General features: G+C 61.0%; 13 protein-coding genes and 3 pseudogenes. 11 read left to right on the top strand and 5 right to left on the bottom strand.

Annotated elements, in window-relative coordinates; translation table 11 throughout:
* Positions 1 to 7: 7 nt before the first annotated feature.
* A complete protein-coding gene (locus U0S50_RS08765) occupies positions 8 to 1,795 on the top strand; it encodes an MbcA/ParS/Xre antitoxin family protein (RefSeq protein WP_322308397.1) in 1,788 nt (595 codons plus the stop codon).
* A 40-nt stretch (positions 1,796 to 1,835) separates the two neighbouring features.
* Here the strand turns inward: U0S50_RS08765 and U0S50_RS08760 are convergent, their stop codons facing one another.
* Positions 1,836 to 3,182 carry a site-specific integrase gene (locus tag U0S50_RS08760; RefSeq protein WP_322308396.1) on the bottom strand — a complete coding sequence of 449 codons (1,347 nt, stop codon included), beginning with the start codon at positions 3,180 to 3,182 and terminating at the stop codon, positions 1,836 to 1,838.
* A gap of 500 nt (positions 3,183 to 3,682) precedes the next feature.
* On the opposite strand from U0S50_RS08760, the gene U0S50_RS08755 reads away from it, so the two are divergent.
* The 3 genes and pseudogenes from U0S50_RS08755 to U0S50_RS08745 form a co-directional block, all read left to right on the top strand.
* Positions 3,683 to 3,952, top strand: a complete 270-nt coding sequence (locus tag U0S50_RS08755) for a hypothetical protein (protein ID WP_322308395.1) — start codon at positions 3,683 to 3,685, stop codon at positions 3,950 to 3,952.
* Complete coding sequence (locus tag U0S50_RS08750) at positions 3,946 to 4,494, top strand: hypothetical protein (protein WP_322308394.1); 549 nt, start codon at positions 3,946 to 3,948, stop codon at positions 4,492 to 4,494. Before U0S50_RS08755 ends, U0S50_RS08750 begins: the two co-directional genes overlap by 7 nt.
* 267 nt (positions 4,495 to 4,761) lie before the next feature.
* A pseudogene (locus U0S50_RS08745) lies at positions 4,762 to 5,175 on the top strand (DDE-type integrase/transposase/recombinase); the annotation flags it as partial.
* A 4-nt stretch (positions 5,176 to 5,179) separates the two neighbouring features.
* Here U0S50_RS08745 and U0S50_RS08740 read toward each other — a convergent pair.
* Positions 5,180 to 5,308 (bottom strand): annotated as a pseudogene (locus U0S50_RS08740) (IS5/IS1182 family transposase); the annotation flags it as partial.
* A 99-nt stretch (positions 5,309 to 5,407) separates the two neighbouring features.
* Positions 5,408 to 6,069: pseudogene (locus U0S50_RS08735) on the bottom strand (IS5 family transposase); the annotation flags it as partial.
* Positions 6,070 to 6,466: 397 nt separating this feature from the next.
* Between U0S50_RS08735 and U0S50_RS08730 the strand changes: the two are divergent.
* Both U0S50_RS08730 and U0S50_RS08725 read left to right on the top strand, forming a co-directional pair.
* Positions 6,467 to 7,354: a hypothetical protein gene (locus tag U0S50_RS08730; RefSeq protein WP_322308393.1), complete on the top strand. Its 888-nt coding sequence runs from the start codon at positions 6,467 to 6,469 to the stop codon at positions 7,352 to 7,354.
* 77 nt (positions 7,355 to 7,431) lie between these two features.
* A complete protein-coding gene (locus U0S50_RS08725) occupies positions 7,432 to 7,692 on the top strand; it encodes a hypothetical protein (protein WP_322308392.1) in 261 nt (86 codons plus the stop codon).
* 517 nt (positions 7,693 to 8,209) lie between these two features.
* On the opposite strand, the gene U0S50_RS08720 is transcribed toward U0S50_RS08725, so the two are convergent.
* Both U0S50_RS08720 and U0S50_RS08715 read right to left on the bottom strand, forming a co-directional pair.
* Complete coding sequence (locus U0S50_RS08720; RefSeq protein WP_322308391.1) at positions 8,210 to 8,911, bottom strand: TetR/AcrR family transcriptional regulator; 702 nt, start codon at positions 8,909 to 8,911, stop codon at positions 8,210 to 8,212.
* 108 nt (positions 8,912 to 9,019) lie between these two features.
* Positions 9,020 to 9,799, bottom strand: a complete 780-nt coding sequence (locus U0S50_RS08715) for a siderophore-interacting protein (protein ID WP_322308390.1) — start codon at positions 9,797 to 9,799, stop codon at positions 9,020 to 9,022.
* Between the two features lie 242 nt (positions 9,800 to 10,041).
* Here U0S50_RS08715 and U0S50_RS08710 point away from each other — a divergent pair, with 242 nt between their 5' ends.
* From U0S50_RS08710 to U0S50_RS08690, 5 genes are all read left to right on the top strand, one after another.
* Positions 10,042 to 10,500, top strand: coding sequence for an Lrp/AsnC family transcriptional regulator (locus U0S50_RS08710; protein ID WP_322308389.1), 459 nt, complete (start codon positions 10,042 to 10,044; stop codon positions 10,498 to 10,500).
* Positions 10,501 to 11,075: 575 nt separating this feature from the next.
* Complete coding sequence (locus tag U0S50_RS08705; protein ID WP_322308388.1) at positions 11,076 to 13,982, top strand: TonB-dependent receptor domain-containing protein; 2,907 nt, start codon at positions 11,076 to 11,078, stop codon at positions 13,980 to 13,982.
* A 129-nt stretch (positions 13,983 to 14,111) separates the two neighbouring features.
* Positions 14,112 to 17,186 carry an alpha/beta hydrolase family protein gene (locus tag U0S50_RS08700; RefSeq protein ID WP_322308387.1) on the top strand — a complete coding sequence of 1,025 codons (3,075 nt, stop codon included), beginning with the start codon at positions 14,112 to 14,114 and terminating at the stop codon, positions 17,184 to 17,186.
* Positions 17,187 to 17,323: 137 nt separating this feature from the next.
* Positions 17,324 to 17,827, top strand: coding sequence for an RNA polymerase sigma factor (locus U0S50_RS08695; RefSeq protein ID WP_322308386.1), 504 nt, complete (start codon positions 17,324 to 17,326; stop codon positions 17,825 to 17,827).
* Positions 17,824 to 18,852: a FecR family protein gene (locus tag U0S50_RS08690; RefSeq protein ID WP_322308385.1), complete on the top strand. Its 1,029-nt coding sequence runs from the start codon at positions 17,824 to 17,826 to the stop codon at positions 18,850 to 18,852. Before U0S50_RS08695 ends, U0S50_RS08690 begins: the two co-directional genes overlap by 4 nt.
* Positions 18,853 to 18,910: the final 58 nt, after the last annotated feature.

Raw genomic sequence — 18,910 nt, 5'->3', positions numbered from 1 at the left:
TCTGCGCGTGCCCTTTGCAGCATGCGGCGACGGCGTCGTCCGTCATGTCGAACAGATCACGTCGCCAAGGCAGGGGCCGTTCATCTGCCTGGGCTGTGAGGAGCGGCTGACGCTCCGGTTGCCGAAGGTCAACCGGCGGCACTTCGCACATCGATCCGACAGCCGCTGTTCGGGTGAGACAGCGCTGCATCTTTACGCGAAGCTGCTTCTGCTGGCTGTTCGGCGGGTCACCCTGCCAGCACTCATTCTTCGCGATGGAGGTCTTCAGGAGGTCGTGTTCGAAGGCGGGGAATTCGCTCTCGACAGCGTAAAGCTCGAACAATCCGAGGGCACCTTCCAGCCCGACGCCATGGTGACGACCGGGGCGGATCGGCGCGCGGTCGAGTTCAAGGTCGCGCACGCGGTCGATACGGACAAGCAGACAAAGGTAGCGCATGCCGACTGCCCGATGATCGAGATCGACCTTTCGGGGGTGCGGTGGCGCAAGCTCGACCAGGCCGAGCTCGACGACCAAATCCTGCATCTCGCGCCGCGGCACTGGGTCTACCATCCGGATCGCGAGCGCGCCGAGCTGCTTCTGTCCGAGCGGGTCAACAGGGAGAAGAAGGCAAAGGGCGAACGGCTCCGCTGGCATATCGCCGAAAGACCCCAAAAGCCCTTCATCGATAGCGAGTGGGTCTCGCAGGTCATGACCGACCTACAGGATGCCGAGCTCGACTATCTCGTCGGCGCCAAGACCACGCTTGGCCATTGGTTCACCGTCCGGCCCCAGCTTTGGCAGGCTGGGCTGGTTCACGCCCTCATCTACAAGCCTAGCATTGGTTTTTCAGCGGGCGGAGATATCCGCATCAGGGGAGAATGGCCGAACGAGCGCCATCTGGAGAGCGTGCTGCCCACCTGGATGCTCCGCACCGATCTCAGTAATTACACGCCCAAGGCGCTCGCCGCTGCGGGCTATTCGCGCGAAACCTTCGGGTCGGCGAGCCAAGCCGTCGTTGAATATCTTTTCCATCTTTTCACCGATCGGCAGGCCGTGATCTGGGCGAAGGATGAGCAGCGCTTCTATGTCGATCCCGATCTTCATCACCGACTCCATCATCGCCATGAGCTGCAATGGAAGGTCCGCTCGATCGCCGAGGATGCAAGGCATCCCGATCCAGACGGCATCAGCCGGCGCTGGATGCGACGCTATAATGTCGATGGGCGGAACCCATGGGCGGTGGCAGGCGAGGGCGGAAACCACTATCGCGCCCTCCTCGAGCGGGTCGACGCCATTCGCGACATGACCCGCGCATTTCGCGAAGTTCCGATCGTCGACGACCTTTGCGGCCTGCCGTTTCAGGAGTGGCGCGATGGGCTCCGCCGGAAGCGCGAGGAGAAGGAGGCCGCCGAGCAAAAGCGGATCGAGGATGAGAAGGCGAAGCGGCTCCGCAACTTTGGCATTGCCGCGACCAACGGACTGAAGGACGACGCCGATGCTTGGCTCGCCTCGAAGATGATCGACGGCGTCCCGATCGCCGAATGGGCAAGTGTGAGCGACGATCGCTATTGGAAGGCATTCGACCATATCGAACGCGCGGAGACTGATCGAAGGCGCCGCGTTCAGGCCGCGGAAGCGGCTGAAGATTTGCGGAAGCGGCTGACTACGGAGGCGAAGAAGGCCTTCCGCGATCCCGACCGTGCGAATCTTTTCCTCAACAGCGCGCACCCGAAGCTCGCAGGGCGCCGGCCTATCGAGGCATGTGAGACTGAAGGCGACCTGAAGGTTGTGCTGGCCCTCCTGCCAAAGGCTTAGTCTCTGCGCGGTCCGTTCGCCCGGTTGAGGGCGAAGCCTCTCAAGCTGCGATCTTCTCCGTGAGATCAGCGTCCGCGCGATGGCGAGCGATGAAGTCGGACAGGGCAGCTTTTCTGGCGGCCCTGTCCAGCGCGTAGGCACGATGCTGGAAGATGGTGCCCTCGAGCAGGGCGGAAATATATCCTGCCACCGTATCGGCCGCCATTATCAGTGTCGCGTCGAGGACGTGGATATATTTGCTAGTGACCGAACCCTTGGCGTGGCCCATCAGCGCCGCGATCGTAACCTCGGTGAAGTGAAGATCGTTCGCGATGCTGGCGAAGCTATGGCGGAGGACATGCGGCGTAACGCCTTCGAGTGGGGAGCCGGCGAATATCTCTACCCAATGGTTGTAGAAGCCGCCGAACGGATTATTGTCTCCCTGGCCCTGGAAGACATAGGTCCCGGGTGCCGTTGGCTGACGCTCTTCAAGCGATTCGACGACCGGGAGGCCCATGGGCCGAACCGATTTGCCTTCCTTAGTTTCTTTCAGCCGGAGCGCGCTACCGTCCAAGTCGACATCGCTCCACTTCAGATTGATGATCTCTCCGCGGCGACACCCGGTCAGGGCGATCTGTCGAATAATTTCGGCCGTGACCTCGAACTTTTCGATCTGGCGCGCCTGTCTGATCATTTCTCCGAGAACGCGATATTCCTGATCGCTCAGGCGCCGGTCACGGACATTGTCTTTCGGCTTCTTCACTCCATGTACGGGGTTAGCCTCGATCAGCCCGAGGTCTAGGGCATAGGTCAGCATACCGCCCAGGAGGCCCACGGTGCGTGTAGCGGTGCCCGGTCCGCCTCGAACAATGCTCCGGCCGCGCAGTTTCTTTGTTTTTTCGTTCAGTTTCGTCTTACCCGCCATGATATTTCGCATGAACTTCGTCACGATGGGCTTGGACAGATCCCGAACATGCCTCGTCCCGAGCAACGGTATGATATGGCGATTGATACGCCCGATGTCTGTGTCGATCGTGGACTGTTTCTTCGGGCGCCCCCCTTTGCCAAGGATCAGCCCATCGTTCAGATCGCGGATGTAGAGCTCACAGAATTCCTTTACGGACATTGCCTTGTGAAGCTCGGATCGCTCTTCGGCTGGATCTTCGCCCGCCGCTACACGTCCGAGCAGAGTCCTAGCTTCCCGCCTCGCGGTCTCGGGCGTCCAAACGCCGTGAAGGCCGATTGTGTATCTACGGGTTCTGTTGACCGCGCGATATTGGATCAGGTAGCTTCGCTTGCCGGTCGGAAAGACCCTCAATCCGAACCCGGGCAGCTCGTCATCCCACACGAAATAGTCTCGATCGGTCGCGGCGGAAGCATCGACGACGCGTTTTGTCAGTTTGGGCACGGATTTCTCCCGTTTATGCCTTCTTTTCACGGAAGCACCACGGAAGCAGTGGAACGGAAAAGGGGGCGTGCGCTAGGGTACGGCAGGCCACATTCAAACTTCAATAAAAATGCTATATTATAGTGGGTTAGCGTATAAATACAGGCGATCTCGTAGAATAGCGTGACATGGCGTAAACGGCCTAGTACGCTCTCCGAAGGCAGAGGTCACAGGTTCGAATCCTGTCGGGTGCGCCATTCCCGAACAAAAGAGAGAACTGCGGGCGTGGTTTTGGCCACGCCCCCGGCGGCACTCCGCGCCAACACAGCTTTAGAGCCGCTGATGCGGATTTCCCGATCGTTCACGCGCACCTCGCTGAGCAGCAGCCGGGCATACCTGCCGCGATCCGGTCGCTCCTGTCGGCGCTCGAACCTCTCGGCGTCTATCCCGATCTCAAGGCCAGTCTGAACCTGAAGCTCGATCTGGCTGATCAGGAGAAGCCGATCAACTTGGGGTACCTCATGAAGAACGGCACCTTCTGGCCGAACCCCGCATCCTGGACTCTGCCGGAAGCGATCTGGCGGCCGTATTTCGAGGCGTTGGCCAAGATGGTTGGCGGAACCGTGATCGACGAGCCGAACAACAAATATGTCGCCGTCAACGGGCGCTCCGGCCCGAGGATCGAGCAGTTCTTGCCACAGCATCAGGACAGATGGGTTGCCGCGATCGAGCGGGTCATTGCTGCCGTCGGCCGTTTTGAGAGTGGGGAGATTGGGGGAGAAGTATGTTGAAGAAGGTTGCGCTGTTCTTCGTGCTATTGGTGATCATCCTGATCATTATCGGGTCGCGGGCTGATTCCGGGACCGAGAAGGCGTCACGTCCACTTGCTGCCGGTGAAATGACAACACCGATAAATACCAATGTTGCTGGGTTGGAGCCGCTGACCGGTGAAGCCCTGGCCGAAGAACAGCGGCTACATGAGCAGTTTGCTCGCGAGGCCGCTGAAGAGGCCGCACGCGTGCGCGAGCGTAAAGTCGCCGCTGAGGAAGCGTTGGCAAACTCCCGTGCCAAAGACTGGAGAGGGGTAAATCCCCTTCCCGTGAGTGTGGCCAGAAACCGGGTCACAGCAAAAAACCAAGCGATCGTTTGTCCGCAACTCCTTGATCTTGAGAGAGCCATGAATCTTCATAATGCCCGACGGTCTGACCGGGCTTTGGCTATGGGGTGCCGCTATGTTCGGGAAGGCGAGCAAGGTGTCCGAATCCAGCAGGTCGGCAACCTGCAAGAAATCCTGTTCGACACGGCCAACGGTAGCCGCTCCTACTGGGGCTAGCCGGTTGTGCGAGCCCTCGCTCTCGAAGGGCTTGCGGCACCGGAGGCAAGGCCGGGTCTCGGTCGGCATGGGCTCGCCATGCACGTCCCGGCGCTTGCGCCCCATGTGTGTCAGGCCCGCGACCTCGAGCATCACCAGCATCGTCCCGTAGGCCCGGCGCTGGCCCGCGTTCATCGTGTCGCGGACGAGGTGCTGGTTGTCGGGCGAGCGGAACACGTCCAAGTTGTCGCCGCCTGCCAATCGCAGGATGCGGTCGATGTTCCACGTGTTCTCGATCTGCATAGCCGCCGTGTCGTGGGCTGGGCAGTCAGCGATCGGATGAAGAAGGATCTGGCGATCCGGGCGCTGGACATGGCGGGGCTCCTTCGCAATCCGCCGCCAGGCTGCCTTTTCCACTCGGGCCGTGGCAGCCAGTATTGCTCCTATGCCTACCAGAAGAAGTTGCAAGCCTATGGCTTGCGACCCTCGATGAGCGGCAAGGGCAATTGCTATGACAACTCCGCCGTCGAGACGTTCTTCAAATCGCTGAAGGCGGAACTGATCTGGCGTCAGAGCTGGCCACCAAGGCGTCATGCTGAGGCTGCCATCTTTCGGCACATCAACGGGTTTTACAATACCCGTCGGCGTCATTCATATCTGGGCGGCATCAGCCTCCTCGCGTTCGAAGCCAAGGTGGCATAGTAAAATAGGGGACCGGCGCAAAATCGTACAAGTCCACATTGCGGTTGACGAAGATAATGCCGCTCAAAACCCGCCGGTCATCGACACGCTTGCGGCCATGGCTCTTCGGAAAATAGGGCTGAAGCCGAGCCATCTGCTCGTCCGACAGCCAGGTTTCGTGGACAAATGGTATCCATAGTTTGACTGAGGCGAGTGCGACGAAGCCGAGGTAAGATTCCTTGGTTTTGTCGTAGCGGGTGGCGACACGCCGCCAGTTCTTGAGCTTGTTGAACAGGCGCTCGATCAGGTTGCGCCATTTGTATTTCGCGCGATCGTGCGGGGCGGGATTGCGCCGGTTGACCTTGGCCGGGATTACCGCCTCTACACCGGCTGCCTCGATCTCCTTGCGGATGGCGTCGGCATCGTAGCCCCGATCAGCCAGGAAGGCCTCGATCCGATCGCTAATCATGCGGAACAGCGGAGCAAAGCCCTGCACATCGTGCGCCTGTCCCGGTGTCAGCACGAAGCCGAGCGGGAGACCTCTGGCGTCGCATCTGGCGTGGAGCTTGGTGGAGAAGCCGCCTCGCGATCGGCCAAGCGCCTCGGTTTGCTGAGTCCCCTTTTTATGCCGACAGCACAATGATGTGCCCGGACCACCGTGCTATCGATCATGTCGGCGGATGTATTGCGCCCCGCCAACTCGCTCAACGTCTCGAGCATGGCATCGAACACGCCGGTCGTGACCCAGCGTCGATAGCGCCGGAACACGCTGTTCCACTTGCCGTACTCATCGGGCAGATGCCGCCACTGCGCGCCGGTCCGGGCGATCCACATCATGCCTTCGAAATAGGGGCGGTTATCCTGTGCGGGGCGGCATCCACGACCATGTTCAGGCGGCAGAAGCGCCCCGATCACTTCCCATTCTTCGTCTGTAACGCCGATCCGCTCGCCCAAGGTTGCCTCCAAAAGCCAGCCTTGAATCAGCGACCGAGTCCACAGTCAAGCTTTGTCCACGAAACCTAGAATAAATCGCTCAAGTTCAGGTTCCTTCATCATCGCCTGAATCACAGCTATCTCCGCAAATCAATGGGTCCTGACCTTAGCGCCAGCAACTGGCACCACCTTACCCTTACACTAAAGCGTCCCTTCACGCATCCCCCGATGCCTCCCCTGCAGCCGCACCTGACCGATCGCGCAGATGCCATGTCATGGCAGTCCGCTGCATGGCATGGCGCGGCGCCCGGTGCCAGCTTAGTTCCGGTTTGCCAATGATATCGGCCCCGCGCCGTCAGCGAATGAGGATGTTTCGACCATGACCACCACGCACCGCATCGGCCGCAGCCCGACCGTTTTTGCCTCAATCGCGCTCGCCGCCGTGCCGCTCGTTGCGACGCTCGCGATACCGGCCCCCGCCCTTGCCCAGCGCACCGATGCCGTGCCCAAGCTCGGCACCTGCCCATTTAACTGGCGCGAAGGCGGCACGGGCCCCAACCGCGTCCGGGGCATACCCGGCAATTGCTATCCGATCAGCGCGGACTCGCCCAGGATCATCGTGCGCGCCAGCAGCAGTGAGGTCTGCCCGACCGGTTACTTCCCGGAGGGCAGCCGTTACTGCACCACGCGCAAAAGCATCGACTTCTCCGCCGAAACCCGGTCGTCTCCGGATGCCCGTCTGGCCAAACCCGTCCCCAACGCACGCTGCCCGCTTGGCTGGGCATCGACCCGCGATCTCACCGCCTGCTACACCACGTTCGAAAAGCCGACCTTGGCCCGGCTAAGCAACGGCAAGGCCTGCAAGCCAGGCGAGCTCGCCGAATGGGGCATCTGGTGCACCAGCAACTATGAGGGCATCGACCGGACCCGCGCCGACAATGCCGGGGCAAAGGACTTCAACGAAGTCTACGCCTGGACGCTGCGGAATCGTGGCGACACAAAAACTGTTGGGGATACCTTTTCCCCGGCGGCGGAAGCCTATTATGATAGCCTCAGCGGTGGCAGCGCGCCAGCGCCCTTGAGCAAGGCCGCGGCCGCACCGAATGGCGCAACCAGCGCACAGACCGAAGCCGAACGCTGCACATCATCGACAGGTGCGGCGGCGGGCGCGGCGGTCGGGGGAGCGGTCGGCGGCAGCCAGGGCGCCCGCATTGGTGGGGTGCTCGGGGGCCTCGCCAAGGGCAAGAAGAAGCCACAAGGCTGCTGAGCCTCTCTCAATTGATCGGGCGGCCATGCACGCGGACTGCGCGCTACCCGCCTGATCCCTGCATCGGAAGCAGTATCATGCGCCCTATTTTCGGGCCTCTCGCAACCACCGCCGCCATCGCCGCCGCTTTACCCGCCGCTGCCCAAACCGACGTCCGGCTGGTCGCCTCGCACCCGCGCAACGATGCGGAGGTTACCGCCCCTGGCAAATACTATGTGCACTATGGCGCTTCCGTGACGGCGGGGAAAACTATCTCCGCCGTCGCCGGCTCCATCACCTTTACCGTGACGGATCCGAACGCGCCGGCTGATGACGGCGCTACCGGAACATCCGACTGAGAAACCTCGAGTGATCGCATACACGGAAGAACATTCGATCCAGGCCACTCATCGATCTCAGGCGTTTCGTGACGGTCTGAATAGCCACGAAGTAAATTTATGATCTTGGCCCGGTTGCCTCGCAGTCTAGTCCAGTGGACCGCGCAATGAGCGTCAGATTCCAGCGAAGGGCCTGCCGTCAACTCCATTGTCCGAGAACGGCGGGAACGTCCTAAATCCGACCGATCAATTAGAACGTTATCAAAGTTGGCTTTCGGGCATTCGCCGGCTTGTTCGGAATGACCGGGCTCGGGCGCGTTTCGGACATTAACGATTTGGCGAGACCGAAATTTCCCAATGATTTGAGTGCCCATCATATTCATGTCGGGCGTGTCACTTCAGACCTCTGAAATGTGCTGTGATCAAATGGCATGCGCCCGCTTGGGCTTACGGGTTGGTTCGCCGGTATAGCGTTGGCGGTCGCCGCCGGGCCGGTCAGTTTCTCAGCTTCTACGCCGTGGAACGGCAGCTCTGAAGCTCATGTTTCATATCTGACGTCCAGTACATCGCAGATATCCTGGAGTTGCCCTTCGAAAAACGGGCCTACATCGTCCAGCGCGAATTCCAGTTGATGCAGAACCTCCATGCTGAGCACGCCGTAAAGGCGCGTCCAGGCATTCAGAAAAATGTAGATCCCGCCGGCGGGAAGGCGGTTGCCTATTCGCTTTGAATAGGCCTCCATCTGATCGGCAAGACCGGGAGGAAGCGTGGCGAGGGCGCGCACCGGAAAGGGGCTGTGGTTCCAGATGCTTGCCAATTCTTCTAGAAAGGCATCGCCGAATGCGGTTCCCGCTTCGGCTGCATCGTCGAGCGTGGCCAAGGAGCGGTTGGTAAACAGAAAGCAGAATTCGACCGGGAAATGAAGGGCCCAGGCGCGCATGGCGCGGCACATTGCGAGCAGCGGGCCGGCCGGGTTCGCCGTCGGGGCAGTCGCCCGTGCCGCCGCGACCTTGTCCGTGAGTTCCTGATAGAGGCGTGTGGTGAGCGCGCCGACGAGTTGCTGGTGATTGGTATAATATCGATAGAGGGCAGGCGTCGTCATTCCCATGGCGCGGGCGATCGCGGTGTTCGAAACCGCTTCGGGGCCACCATCCGCCAGCAATTGCCGGGCCACGGTCAATATCTCGTTGACCGTATTCTCGCGGACCCTTTGTCGCCGGTTTCCTGTCTGTTCGTTCATTGTCGCATATATCCACTGGATAAGAGGGGCGCTGCTGTCGTTGTTCGATGATCGCGCGCCATGGCCGAGCGACGAGCGTCGCGGCGATCGGGCGAAGATCAAAGCTATTTAATGCAGGCCACGCTTGCCGGGCGCCCAAAAGGGTTTAACCAAAATCTGCGAGCGGTCCCATCCTCTTCGGGCGAGAAGGTGATCCCGAATCAACTGGCATGTCTTCGCTTCGCCAGCGACATAGGCCATTGTCGCGCCGTCGGGCAGATCGGTGTCCGTCAGTGCGTTCAGCAAGGCCCGCGATGCAACCGGGCTCTGCCCTTCCCGGTATAGCCAGCGAGTGGCGGCGGTGGTCGGGAGTGAAAGCCGGTCGTCCGCACATTCGACCTCGATCAGCGCCATCGCCAAATTGTCGTGTGGCAGATCGCGCATCATGGGGCCAAAGGCGGCCATTGCGGTCTCGTCGCCGACGAATATGTGGGAGCGCGCGGCGCGGTTGACGCGAAAATCGCCCTGCGGCCCCCAGAAGCGCAATCTGTCGCCGCTTCGGACGCGGTGTGCCCAATTCAGGCCGATCCCGTCGCACTCGTGAAGAAAGACACGTAGCTCAAAGCTGTGGTTGTCTTCGTCCCAATCCCAGATCGTATAAGTGCGCATCGTTTCGATCGGACGCAGAAGGCCGTAAACCGAAAAGGGGGCGCGCAGTTCGATCCGGACATGCTGGCCCGCGACATAGCGCAGCCGCGGCATGTCGGGACAATGGAGGCGAATGGCGCGCCATCGTGGGCCAAGGCTCTCGCTCGACAAGATGCGAGCTTCCGAAAAATGCTTGGCGAACAGATAGGGCAACGGATTCCAGGGCGAATGCGGCGATGGCGCGCCGGGGCTTGCGTTCATGGGAGGCCTATAAGTTAAATATAATATCTTAAGTTAAGATATTTAACTTTTCTTGGCAAGTGTCAATCGCTGCCGGGCTTAGGGGGCAGCGCCATGCGGGTCGTGGGCCTTCGCAGCCCGCAACCGCGCGACGGCTGGGCGGTCCGTTGGTGGCGTCAAATGAGGCTTTCTCGGACTGCTATTCTGTTTTTCCCTTCTCTTTGGCGATTTGGGTGATAATTTCCCACAGAGGGGGAGCGAGTGTGGAGAAAATTGATCAGATCGATCGGCTGATCTTGCGGCAGTTGCAGCGCGATTGCAGCTTGTCGCTTGAAAAGCTGGCCGAAAAACTTGGCCTTTCGACCAATGCTTGCTGGCGCCGGGTCAAGCGCCTGAATGACGCTGGAATCATCGAGCGCCGCGTCGCGCTGGTTGTGCCCGAAAGCGTGGGTTGGGGCGTGACGGTGTTCGTGGCGATCAAAACCAATGATCATAGCGAGGCCTGGCTCACGAAATTTGCGGCCGCAGCGTCCCAGATTGAGGAGGTGGTCGAATTCTACCGGATCGCCGGCGATGTCGACTATCTCTTGAAGCTCCTTGTGCGCGATGTCACCGATTATGACCGTGTTTACAAGAAGCTGGCCAGCGCAGTTTCGATGAGCGACGTATCCGCCAGCTTTGCGATGGAACGCATCAAATATGAAACGGCGGTTCCGATCTAGCGGCGCCTTGGCGCGCGCCGCGCCGATCGCCGGGCTTGGCATGGGTTGCGAGCAGTGCGCCGGGGCGCGATTGGCGGGTGCGGTGATCTTTTTCGCCTGCTAGGCGGTGACGGCTGGGGCTCTGCGGCGCCGTGTAGTGACGCCCATATTCTTATCCATTTTCATCTGAAGTACGGATAAATTGGGCTGATCTGACGATGCCGCCTTGCTTAGGCATATCGGCTCATTTCCTTGACTGTGCGTGCGAACAAATTTCAGATTTCACCCTCCTATGAAAAAAATTTGCTGACAATGGTTCAGAAATCCTATTTTTATGAGATGATTTCTCGACGCCTGATGGTATCATTTGCAACCAGAAAAAATGACCAGCCATAGGGGGAGTGGGGCGGATGGGGCGCCTGTCAGGAATTTCGAGAGTCGATCTTTTGCGGGCAAGCTCTTTGGAGGCTTGAGCCGTTCACCTGCGTGACCGTTTTCCAGACGGCGCAGACTTTCCAACCGGCAATCGAACCAAGGGACGCTGCCCCACGCAGGGTGCGGCGTGAGGGTAATACAACTATATGAAGGGGATAATCGTGACGAACTCCAGAAAAGCCGCGCTGTTGCTCGGCGTTTCGACCTGTTTCCTGGCCGGGCAGGCCTATGCTCAACAGAGTGACGAAAGCGTGATCGCGCGCGACGCGTCCGAGCTTGCGAACCAGAATGAAGCCAACGACGGTGGTGATATCATCGTTACGGGAACGCGTTTTCAAAACCCGAATCTGACGGCGGTGAATCCTGTCACGACGGTCGACGCCGATGCGTTGCGTCGCACCGGCCGCATGCGCCTGGAAGAGGCGCTGGAGCGCGTCCCCGCACTCAGCCAGACTGAGCAGCGCGATCGTTTCAGCCTCGGCGCGACCAGTCTCAATCTGCGTGGCCTGGGCGCCGAACGCACACTGACCCTCGTCAACGGACGGCGCTTTGTGCCCGGCGGCAGCGGCTCATCGTCGATCGACGTCAACGCGATCCCGCAGGCGCTCATCGAACGTGTCGATGTTCTGACAGGCGGCGCCTCGGCCGTTTACGGCGCCGACGCGGTCACCGGGGTCGTCAACTTCATCCTGAAGGATGATTTCGACGGCGTTTCGGTGACGGCGCGCTATGGCGCGGCGGTCGATAAATGGGACGCGCAGCAGGCGCGCGTGTCGGTGCTTGTCGGCAATAACTTCGCAGACGGACGCGGCAATTTCACGCTCAGCTATACCTATGCGAACAGCCAGATGCTGCGCGGCGAGGATCGCTCGTTCACCAGCGATGGGGCCTATTTTCTGACCAACAATCCTGCCGGTGCGGGTGCGACGCCGCGGCGCATCTATCTGCGCGGTGGGACAGACGGCTCGGTCAACGGTGCCATCGTCGATGGGAATCGCGTCTATACCCCCTTCGGCATGAACGGCGACGGGACGCTCTTCGACCCCAGCGACCCGAACCAGGCGCAGCCGCTATGGCAGCGTTTCTATCGCGCGCTGACGCCGAAGACCAACTCGCACAGCATGTCGGCCTCCGCACGTTATGAAATCAGCTCGGCCTTCGAACCTTTCGTCAATCTCTATTACAGCTGGAATACCGGCGCGAGCGAAGGGATTGCGTCGGAAACCATCCGCCGGACGCTGGCGCGCGACAATGCCTTCATTACCCCGGCGTTGCGGGCCGCCTACAGCGCGGTGGCAGGAAATGCGTCGCTCAATTACAACCGGGTGGAAAATGACCGGCCGCACTACCGGGACCGGTCGGCGCACACTTTTCAGGGCATTTTGGGGGTAAAGGGCGATTTGTCGCCGAGCCTGCGCTATGAACTGTCGGCGAACATCGGGCGCAACAACATCCGCACGCACATCACGCAAATTGCGGGCGATCGTTATCGCGCCGCGATTGATGCCGTGTTCGACGGTGGGAAGATCGTTTGCCGGTCGAACCTCAATCCCGCTGCGGCGCGCGGGGTGAGCTTCACCCCGGGGCCGAACAGCGGTTGTGTGCCGTTCAATCCCTTCACCCGCGATCCGGCGGTGAACGGCGCGGCGCTCGACTGGATCTATCAACCCGGCATCGCGCATACCCAGGTGAAGCAGACGGTCCTGAACGGCTTCGTCGAAGGCAGCCTGGCGCCGCTTGGCCTGACCCTTCCCGGCGGCGAGATCGAATTCGTGCTGGGCGGCGAATATCGCAAGGAATCGCTCGGCACCCGCGTCAACATGTTCGCGGACGAAGCGCTGCGTATCGGCCATCGCACCATCGGCTATAACACCTATCAGGACCCGCTTTCGATTTCCGCATCGGAAGTGTTCGGCGAAGTCGCTTTGCCGATTCTGGCCGATGCCGGCCCGCTGATGCACGAACTGACCCTGTCAGGGGCCTTCCGATATTCCGATTATAATCCGACGGGCGGCAACTGGACGTACAATGCCGGAGCCGCATGGGCGCCGTTCCCGGACCTCAAATTCCGGGGCAGCTATGCCCGCGCGGTCCGTTCGCCAACTCTGGGTGAACTCTTTTCGCCGCAGTCGGGCGGAAACTTCCCCATCGTTGCGGACCCCTGTTCGGCCAGCCAGCGCGATCTGGGCAGCAGCACGCGCGCCGCGAACTGCACGGCGCTGTTGACGGCGGCGGGTGTCGCCAATCCGGGGGCGTTCGAACCGGGGCTCTATTTCCCCGACCGCACCTTTGGCGGTAATCCGGACCTTGACCCGGAAGTCGGCGATACGTTCACCGTCGGACTGGTTGCAACGCCGAGCTTCATTCCGAGGCTGACCCTGACGGTCGACTATTACAATATCAAGCTGAGCAACACGATCGGTGCGGTCTCGCCCGAGTTCGTCATGCAGGAATGCGTCGATCTTTCCGATACCGACAACCGCTGGTGCGCCCTTGCTCCGCGCGGCCCCAGTGGCGAAGTGACGGCGGTCACAACGCTCGACATGAATGTCGGGACGATGCGGACGTCGGGCTATGAACTGGCGCTCAACTATGCCTTCCCCGCCGCTTCGTGGGGCACTTTGTCCGCCAATATCCGGGCGAACTATCTCGACAAGCTGGACATCCAAACGACCACTCGCGCCGATTCGATCAGCGATGAAGCCGGGCTGGCCGGTTCCGACTTTTCGTTCATCAAGGGCGCGACGTCGCGCTGGAGTGTGAATGCGGAACTGTTGCTGACCGGCGATCGCTTCTCGACGGGTCTTGGCCTCAATTATCGCAGCCGGACGCTCCGCCTTCAGGGCGGCAATGCGCTGCGCGACCGGGCTGCCGAGCTGGAAGAGGCGCCCTATCTCGGCGAAGCGTGGAATGTCACCTGGTCGGCAAGCTACAATGTCACGGATCGGGCGCGCCTATTCATGGGCATGGACAATCTGTTGAACAAGAAGCCCGATATCGGCGAATCCTTCCGGCCCTACTCGCCGGTCGGCCGCTCGGTCTATTTCGGCTTCGATTTCTCGCTCTGACCCAAAAGCCGGTTTCGGCAGGCGCGGCCGCTCCGCGTCTGCCGAAACCGGCGATGCCCGTTCTGTCAGGCATCCTTTCCCTGTCGCCGCCGCCGTGTCCGACAGTCCATATCGATCCTTAGGAATATCATGATGCGTCAATCCGTTCTCGCCGCCGCGCTCCTGTCCTGCGCCGTCATCGCTGTGCCTGGCACGTCCCGGGCGAACACGCAGCCGATCGACCTGGAAGCCATCGACAACTGGCGCGAATTCAGCCTGGTCGCGGCAAGCGGGAATATGGATTGGGTCGCCGAACTGTCGGCACCGTCGAAAGCGATCGTCGATACGCTGAAGAGCGACAAGGATGCGATTCATACGCTTTATCCGGCGATCAAGGCAGATGCGGACGGCCAGTATCGCCTGAATATCTCGCGGCGCTCGGCGCCCAATGCAAAGCCGTTTGAAATTCTTTCTGCCGCGGCCTTTGATCAGATGGAATTCTCTCCCGATGGCCAATGGTTCGCGGTCGTACGTGCGGCTTCGGATGGCAAGGACAGCAAGAAAAAGACCAAGGAACTGGTCCTTCTCGATCTTCGTACGGGCAAGCAGAGCGTTTTCGCCAATGTCGAGAAGATCGGATTCTCATCGACGCACATTTTCATGAAGAAGGGCGGCGATGCCTCTGATCTCGTCGCGCGCGATCTGCAGAGCGGCGGCTTTGTCCAGATGGGCGCCGTGCAGGATTTTGCCGTCAACAAATCGCGTGGCTTCATCGCCTGGACCGTTTCGGCCGACAAGGGCTTCGACAACGGCCTCTATCTTTCGTCGACCGACCGGATCGCGCCGCAACAATTGTTCGCGGGCGAAGCGCGCTTTGGTGAGCTTGTCTGGGCCGATCGGGGCGATGCCTTTACGGCGGTAAAGACCCCGCTGGCCAAAGAGGCCAAAAGCGAGAAGGGCGAAAAGGACGGCAAGAAGGATGCGCGCGCCAAGCCGGTCCCCGCGGACCCGCTCAAGGCGTCGCCGACCATTCTGGCCGTTTCCGGCGTCGGAAGCGCCGCCTTGCGGACGCACGAAATCGGCCCGGCGACAAACGGCTATCCGGTCGGCATGTATGTGCAGACCAAGCGCACGCCTTATGATCCCCCCATCGCGAGCTGGAGTGACGATCGCAGCGCGGTGCTGTTGAACCTGACCGATATCCTGCGCGATGACGACACGGCGGCCAAGCCAGCCGAGGATGGTAAGGAATCCGCAAAGAAGGACGATGCAAAGCGGGTTCCCAACCTGGCCCTGTGGCACTGGAACCAGGTCGAAATTCCCAACCAGGAAGGGCAGGCGAAGGAGGTTCCGAACGACCGGCGCTATCCCGCGATCTTCTGGAAGGACAGCGGGACGCTCGTTCCGCTGGTGACGAAGGCTGATCCTCGCGAACTGGTAGTCGCCGATTTCACGCCATCGGGAATTTCCGCCCGTTTTGCGACGGTCGTTGCGACGCAAAAGGATCGCGAACTCGATCGCGAGAATCGAGCAGAACTGGAAGACGGACCGATCGATGTCTTTCTGATCGACAGCCGTACCGGGGCAAAGGCGAAGATTCTGGACCAGGTTCTGCGCAGCAACGGGAAACTGTCGCCTGATGGGCGCTTCTTCACATATTTCCAGGCCGATCATCACCATCTTTACGACATTGCCGGGCGCACGACGGTCAATCTGACCGACGGATTGTCCGCATCCTTCATCACCGATCGCGATGATATTCCCGATCGCGGTCCGGTTGATCATGCGGCTTGGCTCGAATCGGGCGGCCTGATCCTGCGCGACAATTGGGACCTGTGGTACCTCCCCAATCCTGCGGCGAACGCCGATCGCAAGCCTCGCCGCCTGACGTCGAACGGTGCCGAAACGCGGACAAGCTATTCGCCGGCGTCGTTGATGCGGATCGATCATGCCGCCGAACTGGAAACCGGACGGGGGCGGACGGCGAACAGGCCCTATCTCGATGACCAGCTGCTGGTTCATGCTCTTGAACGGCCGACGCGCCGGTCGGGGCTGGTCCGCATCGATGTCGCCAGCGGTGGTGAAAACTGGGTGCGCCCGCTGGCGCTCAAGCGCCTTAACGGCAGCGGGCGCCGCAACGCGATCCAGTATCTGGAAAGCCAGGGTGGTCCCCGCTATCTGGTGCTCGAAGAGGATATGCGGAGCAAGTCGGTCGTGCTGACGGGCGATACCGGACGGCCCGATTCGCTGTTCAGCGACGATTGGGACCGTACGCCGTTCCGTCGGAAATATGCGCGTCCCGCCGGCATGCAGATCATCAACTACAGCTGCGACTGGGGCGCGAAAATGGAAGGAGCAATGATCCTTCCTTCCAATTATCGGGCGGGGCAACGTTATCCGACCGTTGTCACCATGTATGAATCGGGCCCTGGCGGAACGGCAAAGGAAGCCCTCTATTACATGTCGCCCTCGCTCGAAGCGAGCGGGGCTATGGAATTGGCAAGCCGCGGCTATGCGGTCCTGTTGGCCGATGTCGGTTTTCAGTGGGGCAATCCGGGCCCGTCCAGCCTGCAATGTCTGATGCCCGCCGTCGATGCGGCTGTGGCGGCTGGGGTTGCCGATCCCAAGCGACTGGGGCTGCACGGCCATTCGTGGGGCGGTTATCAGACGCTGTTCCACACGACGCAGACCAACCGCTTCGCCGGGGCCATCGCGGGAGCGGGCTTGTCCGATCTGGTGAGTATGTTCGGCGGCGTTTACTGGGGCGGCAGCCGCTCGCAATATCCGATCATCGAGAAGGGGCAGGGGCGCATGATGCAGCCGATCTGGGACGATTGGCAGCGTTACCTCGACAATTCGCCACTCTATCATGCGCAGAAGTTGTCCACGCCGCTGCTGATGATGCACAATGACAAGGACTGGGCGGTCGGATTCTATCAGGGGGTGCAATATTTCCTTGCGCTGCGCCGGCTCGGCAAACCGGTAGCGATGCTGGAATATCGCGGCGACGGTCACGGGGTCGAGGGGCGCTATAACCAGCTCGACTATCGCATGCGTCACCTTGAATTCTGGGATCATTTTCTGAAGGGAACAGCGGCACCGAGCTGGTGGAAGGACGGCATCATGCCCTATGACATGAAAGACCATCTGAAGGGCCGGTTCCCGGGGGGCGAAGCCACATCCGCCGACAAGGCGGCGATCAAACCGGCTGGAAAAGAGAAATAGGGCGCGTGGGCGGGGCCGCATTTGCGGTCCCGCCCACGCGACATAATCGTTCGTCACCCGGAAATTTCACTGTCCCTTGGCTGTGCCGATGCGTCTATAGGCTTGTGCCTATAGTTTGCAGGACAGGTTGAGCGACGATGCAGCCCGCGAAAGACCGGCTCGATCTTGGCCGCCGTTGGCGGCCCGCCTTGCTGTCCTATTTTCTTCGTCGAGTGCGCGATCATGCCGAAGCAGAGGATCTGACGCAGGAGCTGATCGCCAAGCTCCTGAAGCATGAGAGCCCCGACTTTGTGGCGCCCGAAGCCTATATCTTCCAAATGGCGTCGAACCTGCTCGCCGATCGGGCGCGGCGGATAAAGGTACGCGCCCAATATCGCGACATGGTGGGCCGGACGGAAGACGCGGGCGTGGATCCGCTTGATCCCTTTCGCGTGGCGGCGGGGCGCGCCGAGCTCTCGTCGCTGGCAAAGGCGGTGGCGGCGTTGCCCGAGCGAACGCGGGCCATCTTCATTCTCTATCGCCTGGAAAATCTGGGGCAGGACAAGATTGCGGAAACTTTTGGTATTTCGGTCAGTGCGGTCAAAAAACATGTTGCGCGCGCCATGGCGGGTGTGATGCGGGAAATGAGGAATCCGCAATGAGCCGCGATATGACGATGATCCCGCAGGATGAAGCGGCGGAAACGGCGGCCTTGTGGTGCATTCGCCTGTCCGAGGGCGAGCTCGCCGAGAATGAGTGGGCCGTGTTCGAGGCCTGGCTGGCGGAACCGGGGCATGCCGAATTGTTTCAGGAGGCTGCGACCGTCTGGCGATCGTCAGGCGAAGTCGGCGACTGGCCGCAGCTCATCGCCTTGCGAACCGAAGCGCTGACGACCTTTCGTCGGTTGGGTCAACGTCGCTGGTTCGTCGGAAAGCCCCGGCGCGTGCAATGGATCGCGGCGGCCGCGACGGTGCTGTTGACGCTCGCCGTCAGCCTGGGCTGGTACCTCAATCGGCCGCGCGAATATGAAACCCATGTCGGAGAGCGGCAGGTTGCCGTGCTCGACGATGGCTCGCGTGCGTCACTCGACGCGGTGACGGCCATGAATGTCCGGATGCAGGCCGACGGCCGCCAGGTGGAGTTGCTCCATGGCCGCGCCAAATTCGATGTGGCCAAGGACCCGCTTCGTCCTTTCACTGTTGTCGCGGGCGACAAGCTGATCGTGGCAGTGGGCACGTCGTTCAGCGTCGAGCTGATCGACAGAGAGGTTCGCGTCATCCTGTATGAAGGGCAGGTCGAGGTGCGCGATCGCAACGATCGGGCGCCGTCGGACGCGTCGGCGTCGGCGGCGGTTCCGGGGCGCCATCTCCTGACCCCCGGTGCCGAACTGGTCGAAGCGATGGGCAGCGCGGTACCGGCACGGATCACGCGCCCTGATCTCACCCAATCGCTAAGCTGGGAATCGGGACTGCTCAACTTTGACGATGAGCCGCTGGCGAGCGCCGTCGAGCGTATGAACCGTTACTCGGCGCGAAAAATTCGCCTTGTCGATCCCTCCTTGGGCGACATTCGCGTCGACGGAATCTTTCAGGCCGGAGACCTTGACGCCTTTGCCGAGGGGCTTGCCGTACTCCATCCGGTGAAGGAGCGTGTGGTGGCGGATGGGCTCGTGATCGAGCGGCGTTGAGCGGCGCGCCAACTTTTTTCTGACGGGGCAAGTGTCCGTGGGTGGCGGCCGTGCGTCT

The sequence above is a fragment of the Sphingopyxis sp. genome, assembly GCF_034380315.1.
GTDB lineage: Bacteria > Pseudomonadota > Alphaproteobacteria > Sphingomonadales > Sphingomonadaceae > Sphingopyxis.
The sequence above is the reverse complement of the archived record's forward strand: the minus strand, read 5'-3'. Positions and strand labels throughout refer to the sequence as shown.